This is a genomic window from Planctopirus sp. SH287, from assembly GCF_056500625.1.
The window spans coordinates 1047946-1063291 of the sequence record NZ_CM151403.1 but is presented as its reverse complement, the minus strand read 5'-3'; the positions used below and the strand labels follow the sequence as shown (position 1 = coordinate 1063291).

At 51.4% G+C, this 15346-nt stretch carries 12 protein-coding genes and 1 tRNA gene; 6 read left to right on the top strand and 7 right to left on the bottom strand.

The features are described 5' to 3' along the window. Nucleotides 1–221: 221 nt before the first annotated feature. Nucleotides 222–1871 (bottom strand): pyridoxal phosphate-dependent decarboxylase family protein, encoded by a 1650-nt coding sequence (locus SH287x_RS03840; RefSeq protein WP_479517116.1) that lies wholly within the window; start codon nucleotides 1869–1871, stop codon nucleotides 222–224. A gap of 266 nt (nucleotides 1872–2137) precedes the next feature. Here SH287x_RS03840 and SH287x_RS03835 point away from each other — a divergent pair, with 266 nt between their 5' ends. Beyond that, the gene (locus SH287x_RS03835) at nucleotides 2138–2932 is read left to right on the top strand and encodes a dienelactone hydrolase family protein (protein WP_479517115.1); all 795 of its coding nucleotides are present in this window, start codon (nucleotides 2138–2140) and stop codon (nucleotides 2930–2932) included. Between the two features lie 119 nt (nucleotides 2933–3051). Here SH287x_RS03835 and SH287x_RS03830 read toward each other — a convergent pair whose 3' ends face one another. The 3 genes from SH287x_RS03830 to SH287x_RS03820 all read right to left on the bottom strand — a co-directional run bounded on the left by SH287x_RS03830 (nucleotide 3052) and on the right by SH287x_RS03820 (nucleotide 7186). Beyond that, on the bottom strand, nucleotides 3052–3456 hold the full coding sequence (locus SH287x_RS03830; RefSeq protein WP_479517114.1) for a bifunctional nuclease family protein: 405 nt from the start codon (nucleotides 3454–3456) through the stop codon (nucleotides 3052–3054). Nucleotides 3457–3967: 511 nt separating this feature from the next. After that, complete coding sequence (locus SH287x_RS03825; protein WP_479517113.1) at nucleotides 3968–4411, bottom strand: hypothetical protein; 444 nt, start codon at nucleotides 4409–4411, stop codon at nucleotides 3968–3970. 1500 nt (nucleotides 4412–5911) lie between these two features. Beyond that, complete coding sequence (locus tag SH287x_RS03820) at nucleotides 5912–7186, bottom strand: 3-oxoacyl-ACP synthase III family protein (RefSeq protein WP_479517112.1); 1275 nt, start codon at nucleotides 7184–7186, stop codon at nucleotides 5912–5914. A gap of 230 nt (nucleotides 7187–7416) precedes the next feature. Here SH287x_RS03820 and SH287x_RS03815 point away from each other — a divergent pair, with 230 nt between their 5' ends. After that, complete coding sequence (locus tag SH287x_RS03815) at nucleotides 7417–7911, top strand: hypothetical protein (RefSeq protein WP_479517111.1); 495 nt, start codon at nucleotides 7417–7419, stop codon at nucleotides 7909–7911. A gap of 25 nt (nucleotides 7912–7936) precedes the next feature. On the opposite strand, the gene SH287x_RS03810 is transcribed toward SH287x_RS03815, so the two are convergent. Further along, on the bottom strand, nucleotides 7937–8857 hold the full coding sequence (locus SH287x_RS03810) for a hypothetical protein (protein WP_479517110.1): 921 nt from the start codon (nucleotides 8855–8857) through the stop codon (nucleotides 7937–7939). 147 nt (nucleotides 8858–9004) lie between these two features. After that, the gene (metK, locus tag SH287x_RS03805) at nucleotides 9005–10183 is read right to left on the bottom strand and encodes a methionine adenosyltransferase (protein ID WP_479517109.1); all 1179 of its coding nucleotides are present in this window, start codon (nucleotides 10181–10183) and stop codon (nucleotides 9005–9007) included. Between metK and SH287x_RS03800 the strand changes: the two genes are divergently transcribed. Together SH287x_RS03800 and SH287x_RS03795 are read left to right on the top strand one after the other, a co-directional pair. Then, entirely contained in the window at nucleotides 10182–10463 is a 282-nt protein-coding gene (locus tag SH287x_RS03800; RefSeq protein WP_479517108.1) for a hypothetical protein, read from the top strand. The genes metK and SH287x_RS03800 overlap by 2 nt on opposite strands. A gap of 354 nt (nucleotides 10464–10817) precedes the next feature. Then, nucleotides 10818–11684: a hypothetical protein gene (locus tag SH287x_RS03795; protein WP_479517107.1), complete on the top strand. Its 867-nt coding sequence runs from the start codon at nucleotides 10818–10820 to the stop codon at nucleotides 11682–11684. 127 nt (nucleotides 11685–11811) lie between these two features. Here the strand turns inward: SH287x_RS03795 and SH287x_RS03790 are convergent, their stop codons facing one another. Further along, the gene (locus SH287x_RS03790; RefSeq protein ID WP_479518656.1) at nucleotides 11812–13671 is read right to left on the bottom strand and encodes an ABC transporter ATP-binding protein; all 1860 of its coding nucleotides are present in this window, start codon (nucleotides 13669–13671) and stop codon (nucleotides 11812–11814) included. 426 nt (nucleotides 13672–14097) lie between these two features. Between SH287x_RS03790 and SH287x_RS03785 the strand changes: the two genes are divergently transcribed. Beyond that, nucleotides 14098–14171: transfer RNA gene (locus tag SH287x_RS03785), tRNA-His, on the top strand. Between the two features lie 175 nt (nucleotides 14172–14346). Continuing rightward, nucleotides 14347–15279: a tRNA pseudouridine(55) synthase TruB gene (gene truB, locus SH287x_RS03780; protein WP_479517106.1), complete on the top strand. Its 933-nt coding sequence runs from the start codon at nucleotides 14347–14349 to the stop codon at nucleotides 15277–15279. Nucleotides 15280–15346 lie beyond the last annotated feature (67 nt).

Here is a 15346-nt window from a genome sequence, read left to right as displayed (position 1 = left end):
AGTGAGACGATCTGCCTCGCAGGAACCAATCACCTCATGAACGAATCATGCAAAGTGCCATGCTTGCGGCTTTGAGCAAGCATGTTTTATGACCCTCTTCGCGCCATTTCAAATGGCGTTTCGTTTTAAGCAGGAATTGATACCAGACAGGATCAGTTCATTTCAAACCGGGAGCGCAGCCAGTTCAATGATCCGTCTAAAATCAGCGCCATCGCCACAATTCAAGACCGGTTCCGCAAAATGTCACGGGCACGCAGCAACGACTCCAGAACAGCGTCAACATATTTGAAGTCAGCAAACGGCGAAAGAATATACGACTTCAACGCAACCACAGGCTCCCCCGTAACAGATGTCTGATAACAGTCCGTCAACGAAAGCACCACCCCTTCCCCTTTAATCGCATCGGCATGCACCAACTCAAAAATCTGACGATTGTAATCGTTGTGCTTCCTGAGAATTTCTAAAGCTCCAGGGTCTCGAATCTCCTGTTCAAGAATCGAAAACGTATCGACATGATCGGGATAAACCCGAAAAAGTGTGACCGGCCCGAAGTTATCCCGATTGGCAACGGTTGTGGCCGCATGCGCTTCTAACCGGGCACGCAATGCCTCGGCCATCGTCACCGCATGGCCCAGCAACGTGCGCAATCCGTTCATTCCAAACAACTTGAGATTGGCCAATGCGGCCATCGGGCCTTGCCCACCGCGCGTCGTTTCCAACGTATATCGCCCCGGATGATAATGTCCATCATGGAACAGATAAGGAGTCGTTTCCTGAGACCTTTGAATTCTCTGAAAATCCCGGCCGTCCTTCACCAGAATGAGACTTGAGGTATAAGGCGTAAATCCCGTCTTGTGAAAATCAATCCCTATTGAATCCGCCAATGGGAGGTGCTCAATTCTCCGCCGGGTACCGGCCAGCGCTCGAACCGTTCGTGGCGGAAAGTTCAGCGGATTCCGATCCATGTCGTACTGATTGAACACGCTCCAGGCCCACCCAATCACCGCATCAGCATGGACATGAGGCACATAGCTCAACCCATACTTTTTCACGAAGGCATCACGGATCCCCACGATCTTTTGAAGATCATCCAATCCAAAATGATCCGTCGTCCCCATCGTGGCAATAATCGCTGCCACAGGACGCTGAGACTGACCAATGTCATCCAATACCCGGACTAATTCTTGAAGATCCATTTCGTGATTCGGATGGCAGCGCACCTGAATCACATTCTCTTCACCCAGACTCAACCAGTTCGCCACGGCCAGGCAGGCATAATGAGCCTTTTCCGAACAGATCAGCAATGGTGAACGCCCTTGCAAGCCCTGCTCTCGCACGCCGGGACAGGCTTTTTCGATCCCTAATTTGGCCGCATAAAGAAGGGTGCCTGTCCCTCCGAATGTAAACAATCCCGCAGCCACTTCAGCATCGTACCCCACCAGCGAAGCCGCCATACTGGAAGCTTCGACCTCTGACAGTGCAATCCCCTTGGATGACTCTTCGCTGACCAGATTGGCATTATAAAGCGAGGGAAGCAACGCCCCGACAATGCTGGCAATCGTGGGGGGAGGAACCACGTTAATCTGCGACTTGGGATGTCCGTAAATGAATAATCCCGAAAGATATTTTACAAGCGATTCATGAACGCACTCTAAAGCCTGCGGTTCTTCACCAATCACACGCTGGCGAGCTGCGGTAAAATCTAGCTCGGCAGGTTCGCCCAGAAGTGGCGACACCGACTTCATTCGGTCAACGCTATCCAACGCGCGCAAGATGGAAAATGCAAAATAAGCATCATGCATTTGATCCGAAACGGGCTGAGGAAATGCCTGGCGCAGTCGCTGAAGTACATTGACATAGCTCTCAGCCATGAACATCCGTCCCAAAAAAACTTTTACTTGTTGAGAATCACGATTTTTCGCGTCCGAATCGGTGGTTAAAGTGGATTCCATTTCCAACCATAAAATTTCCACGTTTGGACAGAAGACTCCACATAACTATGCTTTTCCTGCAGAGATGTGAAGTCAGCTGAATCTTGCAGATGCTGTCTTTTAGAAAACAGGCTCTCTTTCAGGCAAACATCCCCCCGCCTCTATGGCACACCAATGAAACTCACTCACTGAAAGGTTGATTGGAAATGATCTTCAAAAAATGGCTCATCGCGTCACTACTCCTAATGCCTTCCTTTTTAATAGTGACAACCGCCCAAGCGGAAATTCGGTTAGAAAATGTCGAATATCAAGCTGGCACAGTCAAAGCGAAAGGTGTCGTTTACTGGGACGATCAGCTCAAGGGCCAGCGGCCAGGCGTCCTTGTTGTTCACGAATGGTGGGGCCTGGATGATTACGCGAAAAGCCGCGCACGCAAACTGGCTGAAGCTGGCTATGTCGCGCTGGCCTGCGATATGTACGGCGAAGGAAAAACGACCAATCACCCCAAAGATGCCGGAGCCATGGCAGCCAGCGTTCGTAGTAATCAACAGGAATGGCTGGCACGCGGAAAAGCAGCCCTCAACCTGCTGAAATCCCGCCCCGAAGTCGATCCTTCCAGGTTGGCAGCCATCGGCTACTGCTTCGGGGGAACAACCGCCTTACAGCTTGCCCTCGATGGGGAAGATCTCGATGCCGTGGTTTCTTTTCATGGCGCTCTCCCGGCAGTAAAACCCGAAGCAGCAGCCAGAATCAAAGGCAAAGTCCTGGTTTGCCACGGTGCTGATGATTCGTTTATTCCCAAAGAAGCCGTGACAGATTTCCAGAAGGCTCTCAACGAAGCTCAGGTTTCTCTGGAATTCATTTCTTATCCGGGAGCACGCCACAGCTTCACGGTTCCCGATGCAAGCAAACACGGGATTGAAGGGATGAAATACGACGAAGCCGCCGATCAGGCCTCATGGGACTCCACACTCAAGCTCTTTAAGAAAGTTTGGGAATAAATCCCTCTGAATAAGCCGTCAATGGCGGCAATCTCTGTTGATAAACATCAAGGCCCGTCAGCAGGAAATACCCGCTGCGGGCCATGACATTGAAAGCATCAATAAACATTGACAATCAGCTATTGCCCAGTCACATCATCCAAGACAGAATCCGTCACATAGATCGGCAAGAACGGTTGATAGTGAACAGCCAGCGCAATCGCATCACTGGGACGGCTATCAACTTCAATCAATCCCCCTTGATGGCGGATCCGAATCGAAGCGTAATAAGTGTGATCCTCCAGATGATTGATCACCACATCCTGAACCTCATCGCCTAACTGTTCCACGATATTTTTCAAGAGATCGTGTGTCAGCGGCCGGGGGGGAGTATCTCCTTTAACACGACGGTCAATACTCGTGGCCTCAAAAAGACCGATCAGAATGGGGAACGCCCGTGAGCCGTCAACTTCCTTAAGATAAATGACTTGTTGGTCATTGATCTCACTGATGATGATTCGCACAAGCTCCATTTGAACCAACACAGCGTATTCTCCCCTGCCCGACAAACAGATCCTGGAAGGAACTCAATCTCTTCCTGACCATATCATGCTCTGGAAAAACAATCTCGCCCAGTCCATCGAGAGATTTCTCAATGCCTGGGCAAGAAGTTTTCACACAGATGCCAATCCATGAGGCAAAACACATCACTGAGCCGGTTCTTGAGAACTGACTGCTGAGAGTGACAAGATGCCTGAAACGCCCAACAAAACCCGCTGCACCGACCAGAAAACGCCAAATAGTCGTCAATTCCAGTGGCATCAACAGACTTTGTGAATGCGATTAAATGGAACTTCAAACCTGATGAGACTGATCCCAGGTTTTAACGGCGCGTTGTGTGCCCTGCTTGGCGGCTATGAGCAAGCATGCTTTACTCATCTCCAACTCGCCGTTAATTTCTGGAAAGCGTATAAGACAAGCAAAGTTATCAACTCAGAGCTGGCCACCACGACCCGACAAGTTATTTGAACCTGTCAAGACAGAGTGACCACACAATTAGTTGCCAGCCAGCATATCGGCCATCTGCTTTGCCAGTTCAGGCCCAACAGCATCAACGATTTCCCGAGCCTTCGCCAAAGCACTATCGGCGTCAGCGTGAGTGGTGAGGAAACACAAAGCAGCAGCAATCGCCACAGCAGAGGACTGGCTACCAGAAATCACAGCGACAGCGGCCTTGCTACCAGGCTTACGACCTGGCTTCTTCTTAGCCACTTTTTTGACTCGCTTGGGAACAGGCTGGCCAGCAGCCTGCAACATCGACTTACGAACCTGACCAATCGCAGCAGCTGGATTCGTCCCCCACTCCCAACCTTCGTATCGTGAGTCAACAAGCTGCTTCACCTGCCCATTGCTCGCAGTTTCAGCTCCGCCCAACTCAATGATGGCGTCGCGATAAATAGACGACTTATTGAGTGACTTATCAAACTTTGCCTTAGCCATGAATACATCTCCCCTGAAATTTTCCGGCACCTCAACCTGCGAGATGCCACTTTTAAAGATCAATCGATTCGACAGAAGTCCCTACAGGTGACTTCAATCACCACATAGGCACTTGAGCAGGAAATCTTTCATTCACAACTCCCTGTCGATCTATTCAACAGATAGTGTAGTCGATTCTCTCTAAATGCAAGTCTATATCACAGAAGATCGTTAAACAGACACCAGGGTAGCCACCCCAGCCTGACATCCTCCTCCAATTATCGTTGAATCATTTTAGGTATTTTTCTTCCTGAAAATGGCACTCGAAACCACATTCAAATCACGAAAGACGAGACTTCTACAGTGTTCCGGAAATAGAGAATCGCAGTGAATTCTGCTGAAAAACGCGACAAAGAAAGACATCATCGGACAGCCCCCCTCCCCAAAAAAACTAAGCCGCGACAAGGCGCTAGCACGATGTTTAGTTGGCTGCGCTAAACGCAAGCACTGACTAAAATCACTCGAAAAAAACAGCCAAAAGCTTATCTCACAACGTCAAACTCTGGAACTGCAGGCAGCAATAGCCCACAGATACGATCGAGAGATCAAGACAGGCGAGATTGCACAAGGCTCAACCAGTGCACCAAACGATGATGACAGGATAAAATCGTAGTCAGCTTTCAACCTTCCAGAGAATTCTACAAGCCTCAAGAAGGTATCACAGAATAGAAACACGGCACCGAAGTGTGATCACCAGTGCATTATCAAAGCTTAAAAGCGAGGTGGTACAGGTTGTAAAGTCCGACACCGGAGGACGTGACTACTGCATTGTCAAAGTATAATATTCGGGTCTCTTCTGTTGTTAAGTCCGACAACGGAGGACGTTGCGGCGACATCAACCCGAAGACAAAGCCGTGACACGGCACTACTCATGAAACCCCAAGATAAAGCCGTGACACGGCATGAAACCACCACTTCACCAACAAATCACTTCAACCTGAAATCCGTGAGATACTAAACATACAGCCACACCCTACTGGTAAGACAAATCCCTCATTTGCACCCTTCCACCCAATAAAGTGATGAGCGAAAAGAACACTCTGTGCCTATGTAGGACGCGTTCCAATCTGAAATATCGCTCAGTGGGCCATGCTTGCATCTTTTTTAGGGGGTGGGCAAGCAGGCCTTTATGATTGTCAACACGCCATTTCATGTCACGATTCGTAGAAGAGGCAAAAGTAAAAATCTCCCCTGCCCCTGGCGAAAAGCTTTGAATCACTCCGTCATCAAGCGTGGCGACAGAGGGCATGGAAGCATATCGAATCCACGATAAAGTGGTCACGCACCTCTCGTCATTTACGCCGGTGCACTGATGCCGGGACACTTACGGCAGAGGCATTGGAGAGGCAAGTTGCGTAGAGACTCTCCGACATGTCAGAGAGCAAGCGTGACCAACCGCTCAGACGCTCATGCAAAGCCAGGATCCAGCAAAGCCGGGATTCAACAGAGAGAAGCCGGTCTTTACCAGCGAAGCAGACAAGTGCCCCAGGTCAGGCCGGCGCCAAAACCACAAATCAGCAAAAGCTGGCCTCGCTGAAGACGCCCACTGGCAAGCACTTCCGCCAAAGCGATCGGAATAGAGCCAGCCGAAGTATTTCCATAGCGATCAAGATTATTATAAATCTTATCAGCTGCGATCCCCAGGTCTTCGGCAACATGATTGATAATTCGGATGTTGGCCTGATGCATCACGAACAGCGAGACCTGTTCGATTGAGACCTGAGCCTGCTCCAAAGTGACGAGAATGCTGTTACGAACCGCCTTAACAGCCCATTTAAACACGTTCCGCCCATCCATCCTTAAATAACTGGCTCCGTTAGCCACATCTTCCTCAGTCATGGGGTGAAGCGAACCACCGGCATGACGATCGAGCATCGATGACAACGATCCATCTGACCCCAACTGATAAGAGACCAACCCCTGCTGATCATCACCACGGCCTAAAATAACTGCCCCGGCCCCATCTCCAAAAAGGGGTGCGACTTTCTGATCCTTGGGATCGACAATACGACTATTGCAATCACCGCCAATCACCAACGCCCGATGGCTATTTCCCGTCACAACAAATTGTGCCGCTGTTGCCAGAGCATAGGCAAACCCGGAACATGCAGCCGCCACGTCCATGGCAGGAGCTTCGATCCCCAATTGGGCTTGAACGAGGTTGGCCGTCGAAGGACAAAGCTGATCCGGTGTAAACGTCCCGACAACGACGAGATCAATTTCACTCGCATGAACTTTGGCATCGTCGAGAGCACGCTTTGCCGCTTCAACACAAAGATGGCTGGTCGCCATCCCCTCGGGAGCATGCCGGCGAGCGAGGATCCCCGTCCGCTGTTCAATCCATTCAGGATCAAACCCAAAGTCACGCTGCAAATCAGCATTCGTCACGATCTGGTCAGGAACGTATGCCCCAACTCCCAGCACCTGAAACCCCAGCAAACGTGATGTTCTGCGCGGCCATTGCGCCTCCGCCACGCGCGCTGGAGTGCTTAATTCAACACCGGGTGTTTTGGTTTGGTCGCTAATTGTCACAATCCCCTGAGGAGAGGCGAGATTTTTCGACATCACTTCAGACACCATCAACGCAGATTCCACATCGTTTGCTGGAGCTGATTGATAGGGCATCACAGGGACGACTTTTCGTTCTCTCGAACTCTGAGCAGCATGTAGCAAGTCTAATGGCACCCCATCAGCAGCAGTCTCTTGACTGGTCAGGGCAGCAGTTGCGTCATGCATATCGAAGATTCCAGACAGTCAATTTCTACCGGGGATCAACCAGGCACAGAACCTGATACTCTACCACAAAAGCCTGACAGACAAGTCCTGACCCAAACCCTGATCGACACTCTTAACTCCATGGGATGCTACCGGTTACGCTTTTCGAATGCTACCCAAACATTTGCACCTCGCCAATATCTGCCAATACGTTCAGAGAGTGCATCGCATCATTTTTCTCAGGAAATGCCATGCCAGTCCATCGAATCGCTTTGAAAGGCCCTTGGGAATTTTTCTGGCAGAGCATTAGCCACGACAAATCCCTTTCTGGGAAGGTCTCCATGCCGGCCGATTACAAGACACTTCATGGCCATCACGCAGGAATTGTCCGCTATTCCCGCCAGTTTCATCTACCAACAGCCAAAGACTCAGGAAGCAACCCGGCACCACTGAAGCTCGCCATTGAACTGACTGGAGTACGAGGCGACGGAACAATCCACATCAACAGCACACCACTCGGCATGATCACGGCAGAAGCAGTTAGCAACATCTACCCCATTCCTGCCAACCAGCCACGATTTTCCAAGCTGGTTCTCGAACTGGAAATCACCGCAAAGACCCTGGATTCCGGCCTCCCCTGCGGATTATTTGATGCCGTCTACATCGCGATTGACTCTGAGTTAGCAAGTGAGGCGAAGGCCAACAAGACTGCGAACGGGGTTCAGCAAATTCGCAAATCAGAATGATCCACCGGGGATTGCCTGAAAAAAATTAGGCAGCATTGGCCACGACGACCGCTTGATAGCCGATTTCAATAGCGGCTGCAGGAGCCTCAGCCTCACTCCGACGCACTTTGAAGCGGGCACCAAAACGGTAGATCGCCAGAACTTCCAGCTCAACACACCCCTCAGAAAGATCTTCGATTTCCATCTCGGGGATCGATTTGAAAGGGGGCATAAAGACCAGATGTATCAACTGCTCTTTGCTACCTGCGGGAAACTCCATGCGCAATCGCCCCTCCTGACAATCACACCCATCCCTGGTGTAGCGAACAATTTTGACAACAGAATCATCAGCCAATAGCTCCTCATCAGCCAATTCAGTAGCTGGCTCATCGAGACTATTGTTTGAGAGTCCTACGGCAACCGGGGCGACACACTCATTAGCTGCCGCACGAAAGGCCAGACAATGATGGAGCATATCTCGCTCAACATCTGAATCCGCCGCATAAGACGGCATCGTTTCAGTTCTGCCACTGGAAGCTGTGGAAAACTCCGATGTAACGAACCCAGAAGCGACTTGAGCCAGAGCGTCGCTGACTCTGAAAGCAGAAGACTTCAAAAGCTCTTGATAAACCAGTTTTAGTAGCAGGGCGACTGTCACCAGGCCTACAACAACTCCAAGAGCCAGCGGAGGGAGACTCCAGAGAATCCAGCCAACACCAAGCAGCCCGCTGAAAGCGTTCAAAACATGGGTGCCAATTTCGATCAAGCCCATAGCCAGCAGGCGTGAACTCAAGATTAGCGATGTCCCCCAAAGGAGACCTCCAACCAGCAGCACCAGCAATGCCGTTGATGGCGGGACATTGCCCCCCCATGCCACCCAAGCGATGAGCACAGCCATCGCCAGGACAGCAAAACTTGCGGCAATAAATCGCCGCAATAGATCTGACAGCAGGGAGAGACCATCCATGGCTCTATTCCTGAATGCTGCAATGAACGGTCTTTAACGACCATCGAACAAAGTTTGCGAACCAATTGACCGAAGGTTCCAGTCTCGAACATCCAGACTGGAACCTTCAATTCAATTCGCGTTGATGATCACTGATCACGGTCAACACTAAGCAATATGACCAACCGAGGGGAGAGCACTTCCCAGACCGGCTTGCTCACGCAATGCCAGAGCCTTATCGGTGACTTCCCAGGTGAAACCTGGCTCGGTACGACCGAAATGGCCGCCAGCAGCTGTCTTTTGATAAACTGGACGACGAAGCTGAAGCGACTCAATGATCCCCAACGGAGTCATCTTGAAGTTCTCGCGGACAAGATCGGAAATTTTTTCTTCCGAAATCAACGCCGTCCCGTTGGTATTGATCCGCACGCTCACAGGATCAGCCACGCCAATCGCATAGGCCAATTGCAATTCACACTCTTTCGCCAACCCGGCTGCTACAATGTTCTTGGCAATGTAGCGGGCGAGGTAAGCCGCAGAGCGGTCAACCTTTGTGGGATCCTTACCACTAAAGGCCCCACCGCCATGGCGACCCCAGCCACCATAAGTATCAACGATGATCTTTCGGCCGGTCAGCCCTGAATCACCGTGCGGGCCACCGATGACGAAGCGGCCCGTCGGATTAATATGATACTTGGTGGACGACCGGAGCAAAGAGGCAGGAACAGACTTACCGATCACTGCCGAACGAATAAATTCGTTGATTTCGTCCTGAGAGACTTCCTCTGAATGCTGAGTCGAAACGACGATGGCCGAAATCCCGACGGCTTGATTATTGGCATCGTACTCAACAGTGACCTGACTCTTGCTGTCTGGACGAAGCCAGTTGACTTCGCCTTTCTGACGAGCTTCAGTCAAGCGGTTAATAATTCGGTGCGACAACGCAATCGGGAGCGGCATCAGTTCAGGGGTCTGGTCACAGGCATAACCAAACATCAACCCCTGATCGCCAGCCCCATCACGATCCACACCCATCGCAATATCAGCGCTTTGGCTATGGAGCTTGACCAGAACTTCACAGGTCGCTGAGTTAAAACCAATATCGTCGCTCGTATAACCAATCTGGCGGATCGCCTCGCGAGCGACTTTTTCATAGTCAACCGTCGCGTTAGCAGTGATTTCACCGGCAAGGCAAACAAAATCCGTCGTACAGAGCGTCTCGCATGCCACGCGAGCACGTGGATCCTGCGCCAGCAATGCATCAAGAACGGCATCCGAGACCTGGTCAGAGACCTTGTCGGGATGCCCCATACTCACGGACTCACTCGTGAACAAAAACGTCGACATGCAAACGACTCCAAAATTTCGTCGCGTTGTATTGCTGTTGCCAGTGGAGCTTCAAACTGATTCGACAGGTGATGCAAAAGATTGCGAGCAGGCCAACATGCCTGAGAACGATGAGCAACCTGTCAAGACAGAGGATCGAACCACGAGAAACAAAAAGCTTGCTCAATTCAAACAGCGCGGAATTGTAAACCTTCGTTTCAATGGCCACAACCTTGCCTGTGATGACAAGTTCGATAAAGCCATTGTCGTGGCTTACAAAGAGATTAACGCCAGCCTGTGATCCCCTCCGACAATCCCCAATCCCGTAAGCTTCAAACCTGATTTGATCGGTTAAAATACGAGGAGAAAGCAGACTAACGAGCATGCAAACGAGTTCGGAATCCCGCCAGAACAGATTCACCAGAGATCCTCGGGAAAACACGAACGATAAGCCAAACTTGGAATTGACACTTTAAGCAAGCTGATTTAGAAGCCTTAACTCACTCTGATCGACTTTTCCTACTTCCGCCTTCCTTCCTCCCTCCCCTCCTTCTCTTCCCTGCTTCCCTGCTTCCACGCTGTGTTTCTCGACAAGGCTGACTTTCCCAGTCCCTTGGCTTGGAGGAACGTTCTCATTAAATCTGGAATTGCACCTGTGAACTGGCCGTCTTCCTATCGGCGTATCGGCTTGATGCTGCTGGGCATTATGTGCCTGCTCATGCCGATTCTTGCTGGTTGTGTTCTCGTGCCGGGATTAACAGGCGAAGCGCAACGACTGTTGAGCCAATCTCAAACGACAGCCAATAAGCTTCCCCCCATTCCCCCTCCAGATAACTCGATCCAACTGGAAATCCTCTTTGTCGAACGATCTGCCTCGGATCCTCTCGTCGGTGAAACTCTCTGGCGTGATATTGATGAGGTAGGAGCCGCCGCCCCTCAACTCCGCAACCAAATGCTGCAAAACGGCTTACGCGTGGGAACCGTCGGAGCCAGCCCGCCGCCATCAATGCAAACGCTGCTAGGGATGTCCCTGGAGATTCAAGACGAAAACTCGCTAAGCCAATGCGTCCGACGCAAAATCCTGGTGCAAAACGGTGCAGAAACTGAAGTCGCAGTCAAATCAGTTGATGTTCCGACCGAACTTCAACTGTCAGACCAGGGAACCATCACGGCTCGTTCGTTTGAACAGCTTCACTGTGTCTTCAAAGTTCGTCCCCATCGCCTTCAGGAGGGATGGGTGCGCATTGATTTTATTCCCGAACTGCATCATGGCGAAGAGCGCATGAGACACACACCGACCGACAACGGATGGGAACTCCGCGGCGGCCGCAAGGTCGAAACATGCTACGCACAGAAGTTCTCAGTCACGCTTAATACCGGAGAAATGGCCATCTCGACCTGTGCGGACACCAAAGGCCAGAACCTGGGGAATATCTTCTTCAGCGATCCCTCAGCCCTCCAACCCCGACAAAAAATCCTCGTCGTGAGGTTCGTAGGCATGCCAAAATCCGAATCCCTCTAACACCTTATAACGGCAAACTTTCCGGGTACAACTTGTAAGATGTATGAAGGGATAGCGCAATGTACTATCCCTTCGATGACGCCAACTCAGCAACGAGTCACCATCAAACATCGTATCACGGCACCACTCAATCACTAGCTGCACGATCACTGGCTGCACGATTCATCCGCGCTTCCAGCTTCTCATGCGAAATCTGAGGAATCGCTTCAATTAGACGCTGGGTATATTCGCTCTGAGGATTCGCATAAATCAGTTCCGAAGGGCCATATTCGACCAGTTTCCCCTGATTCATGACAGCCATCATATCAGACATGAACTTGACGACACTCAAGTCATGGCTGATGAAAATATAAGTCAGCCCCCGCTTCTCCTGAAGGTCTTTTAAGAGATTAAGCACCTGAGCCTGCACCGAGACATCCAGCGCAGAAACAGATTCATCACAAATCACGAATTCCGGCTCCACAGCCAGTGCGCGGGCAATGCAGATCCGTTGCCTTTGTCCCCCTGAGAACTCGTGCGGATATCGGGTAAGATGACTCTCCAGCAGGCCGACTTCCAGAAGCAGATTAGCCGCCAGATCCCTTCGGTCAGCCTTGGATTGCCCCAGCCGATGAATCGACATCGCCTCAGTTAATGCGTCTTCGACAGTCATGCGTGGATTGAGCGATGCAAATGGATCTTGAAACACAATCTGCATTTTCCGTCGGTGACGCCGAAGCTCTCTCTCAGAGTATTCACTCCATTTCAAACCGGAAAACTCGAAAGTTCCCCCGGTGAAAGGAATCAGCCGCATAATCGCCCGGCCTGTCGTTGTCTTCCCGCAACCGGATTCCCCCACCAGTCCCAGAGTTTGGCCACGATAGACATTAAAGCTGACATCATCCACTGCCTTGATCTGCCCGGTCACCCGCCGCAAAAGGCCACTTCTCACCGGATAGTAAACCTGCAAATTTTTAACTTGCAGGAGAGGTGCTGTCCCTTCAGGAACAAACCGGGACGCGGGAATTTCCGAGATGTCATACCCCAACGATTTTACTTCTGAGGCAGGGGAAAACAGACGATCACGAGCCGTCTTCTCAGCCGCTTCCAGTCGTTCGTTAGTAACAGCGCGTTCCACAATCCGGAATTCACGCGTCGCTGGATCCTCTACGACTTCCATGAAATCGGCGACTGTCGGCAGACGTTTGCGAGTTGTTTCCAAATCCGGGCGACAAGCCAGAAGCCCTCGTGTGTAGGGATGAGCCGGCTTGGTAAAAATCTGCTCAACCGGCCCCTGCTCGACCAGCTGGCCACGATACATGACCGCCACATCATCAGCGACTTCAGCAATCACCCCCAGGTCGTGAGTAATAAACAGCACCGACATCTGCCGGGTATCCTGCAACTTCCGAATCAGACGCAGAATCTGGGCTTGAATCGTGACATCCAGAGCCGTCGTTGGCTCGTCGGCAATCAGCAATTGAGGATTACACGCCAGAGCCATCGCGATCATCACACGCTGTTTTTGCCCTCCCGACATCTCATGGGGATAGCTGCGGATTCGCTCTGCCGGATTGGGAATCCCCACTTCCTGAAACAGATCAATCACACGTTCAGTCACATTGGCACGTGTGGCATGGCCATGGAGTAAAAGCGCTTCCGCAACCTGACTCCCCACTTGATATACAGGATTAAGCGATGTTCCCGGCTCCTGAAAAATCATGCTGATTTCATTACCGCGAATTTTTCGCAACTCACGGCCCGGCAACTTCACCAGATCGCGGCCAAGGAAGGCAATCGTCCCCTCTGCAATCCGGGAATTGCTTTCTGGCAGCAACCGCATGATCGAAAGGGACGTGACCGATTTCCCTGACCCGGATTCCCCCACCAGTCCCAGTGTTTTCCCCTGAGGAATCGAGATGGACAGCCCATTAACGGCCGTCACATAACCATGCTCAGTGCGAAATTGCGTCTTCAGACCGTCAATCTTCAAAACCGGGGATGAAATCGTGACCAATTCGCGTAACTCCCAACCGCATTAAAAAAATGGCTTGAATCGAGCGCTGCAATAAATTCTCAAACGGATATTGAGCTGATCGTTAGCCTGACAATGACATGCCAACCCATGGCGACAAAACACCCCAGTACACCCAAAACCAGGCATCAGTTACCGTTTGCTGGCAAGGGAGAGCGGGCTTGAACTGCTGCTCAACCCGCAAACTTTTCCACCTTACTGAACTTTCCGCCGGCCATTGTGTCAAGCTTCCTGGGAACTTGATACGCTCAAAACACCTGATCACAACAGTGGTTGCGACATCGGTTTGCCCGGATTTTCGGATTTTGTCCCAACCTTCCCAATCATTTTGACTTGCTGCCCCGCACTGGCGCAGATAAATTTCACCAAGTCAAAGTGAGACGGCAACGTCTTACTGTGGTGGTTTTAGCTCAGTTGGTTAGAGCGCCAGATTGTGGTTCTGGAGGTCGCCGGTTCGAACCCGGTAAGCCACCCTCATGAAGCCCTTGTTGCGAATTTCCTCGCAGCCAGGGCTTTTCTTTTTGCGACAGAAACCTTTGTCCCTGAAATCTCCCCCCACACCCCTTCACTCCCGAAAACCCGCCAGTGCTTGTCACTCACGAAACCAGCGGCCAGGTTTTCCCTCCAATAGGTCAAGGATTTTCCCAAATGAACTGGGGCTTTCTCAATGTTAACAAGCCCCTGAGAGCGACTTCCCGAGATCTCGTGAACCGCATCCAACGCATGGTGAAACCATTAAAAGTTGGCCATGCGGGAACGCTCGACCCCCTGGCAACAGGTGTCCTGGTCATCGGCATCGGCCCCGCCACCCGCTTGACAGACTATGCCCAGTCGACGCGCAAGGGATATCTGGCCAATTTTCGTCTTGGCCAGACTTCAACCACCGACGACGGCGAAGGAGAACTGTCGCCCCCCCTTTCTACCGATCATCTCACCACGGCAGACATTCAGACAGCTCTGACTCAATTTAAGGGAGTGATCCAACAAACACCGCCCAGGTTCAGTGCCGTACATGTCAGCGGGCAAAGGGCCTACGATCTGGCGCGCTCAGGTGAAGACTTTGAACTCGCCCCCCGGAATGTCCAGATCGACGCCATTGAATTGCTCTCCGTCAATGGCTCGGACATTCAAGTCCAGATTGAATGCGGCAGTGGCACATACATTCGATCGATTGCTCGCGACCTGGGCATTCAACTCGGCTGCGGCGCCTACATGACCCAGTTAACCCGAACATTTGTTGGCCCATTCACACTGAATGCAAGCCTGAAAGTCGAACAGCTTCCAGAACAGGCCAAACTCACTGACATCTCGCCATTTCTGATTCCCCCCACGACCATCTTCCGCCAGGAGCAACTGATAACGGTCTCGGCAGAAGAGGTCATCCACTTGCGTCAAGGGCGGTTAATCGACCGGAGAGGATCATTGCCCTCTCCGGAAAATCAACCCGGGACACTGGCATCGAATCGGCAAGCTTACTGCATGGTGGATGAAGCAGGAAAGATGATCGCCATTGCAGAGTATCGCCAGGAAACCGGCCTGATGCACCCAAAAATCGTCATCCCCACTGAGTTCAGTTACTGAGTTCACACGGGATTGATGATTGCCGAAGTTGATGATCGCTCATAATGTTAAGCGACCACAGAGGCCA

Coding starts and splice junctions, on each gene's coding strand:
- SH287x_RS03800 (WP_479517108.1), top strand. CDS start 10,182: ATGCAAACGACTCCAAAATTTCGTCGCGTTGTATTGCTGTTGCCAGTG.
- SH287x_RS03820 (WP_479517112.1), bottom strand. CDS start 7,186: ATGCATGACGCAACTGCTGCCCTGACCAGTCAAGAGACTGCTGCTGAT.
- SH287x_RS03825 (WP_479517113.1), bottom strand. CDS start 4,411: ATGGCTAAGGCAAAGTTTGATAAGTCACTCAATAAGTCGTCTATTTAT.
- truB (WP_479517106.1), top strand. CDS start 14,347: ATGAACTGGGGCTTTCTCAATGTTAACAAGCCCCTGAGAGCGACTTCC.
- metK (WP_479517109.1), bottom strand. CDS start 10,183: ATGTCGACGTTTTTGTTCACGAGTGAGTCCGTGAGTATGGGGCATCCC.
- SH287x_RS03835 (WP_479517115.1), top strand. CDS start 2,138: ATGATCTTCAAAAAATGGCTCATCGCGTCACTACTCCTAATGCCTTCC.
- SH287x_RS03815 (WP_479517111.1), top strand. CDS start 7,417: ATGCCAGTCCATCGAATCGCTTTGAAAGGCCCTTGGGAATTTTTCTGG.
- SH287x_RS03840 (WP_479517116.1), bottom strand. CDS start 1,871: ATGGCTGAGAGCTATGTCAATGTACTTCAGCGACTGCGCCAGGCATTT.
- SH287x_RS03810 (WP_479517110.1), bottom strand. CDS start 8,857: ATGGATGGTCTCTCCCTGCTGTCAGATCTATTGCGGCGATTTATTGCC.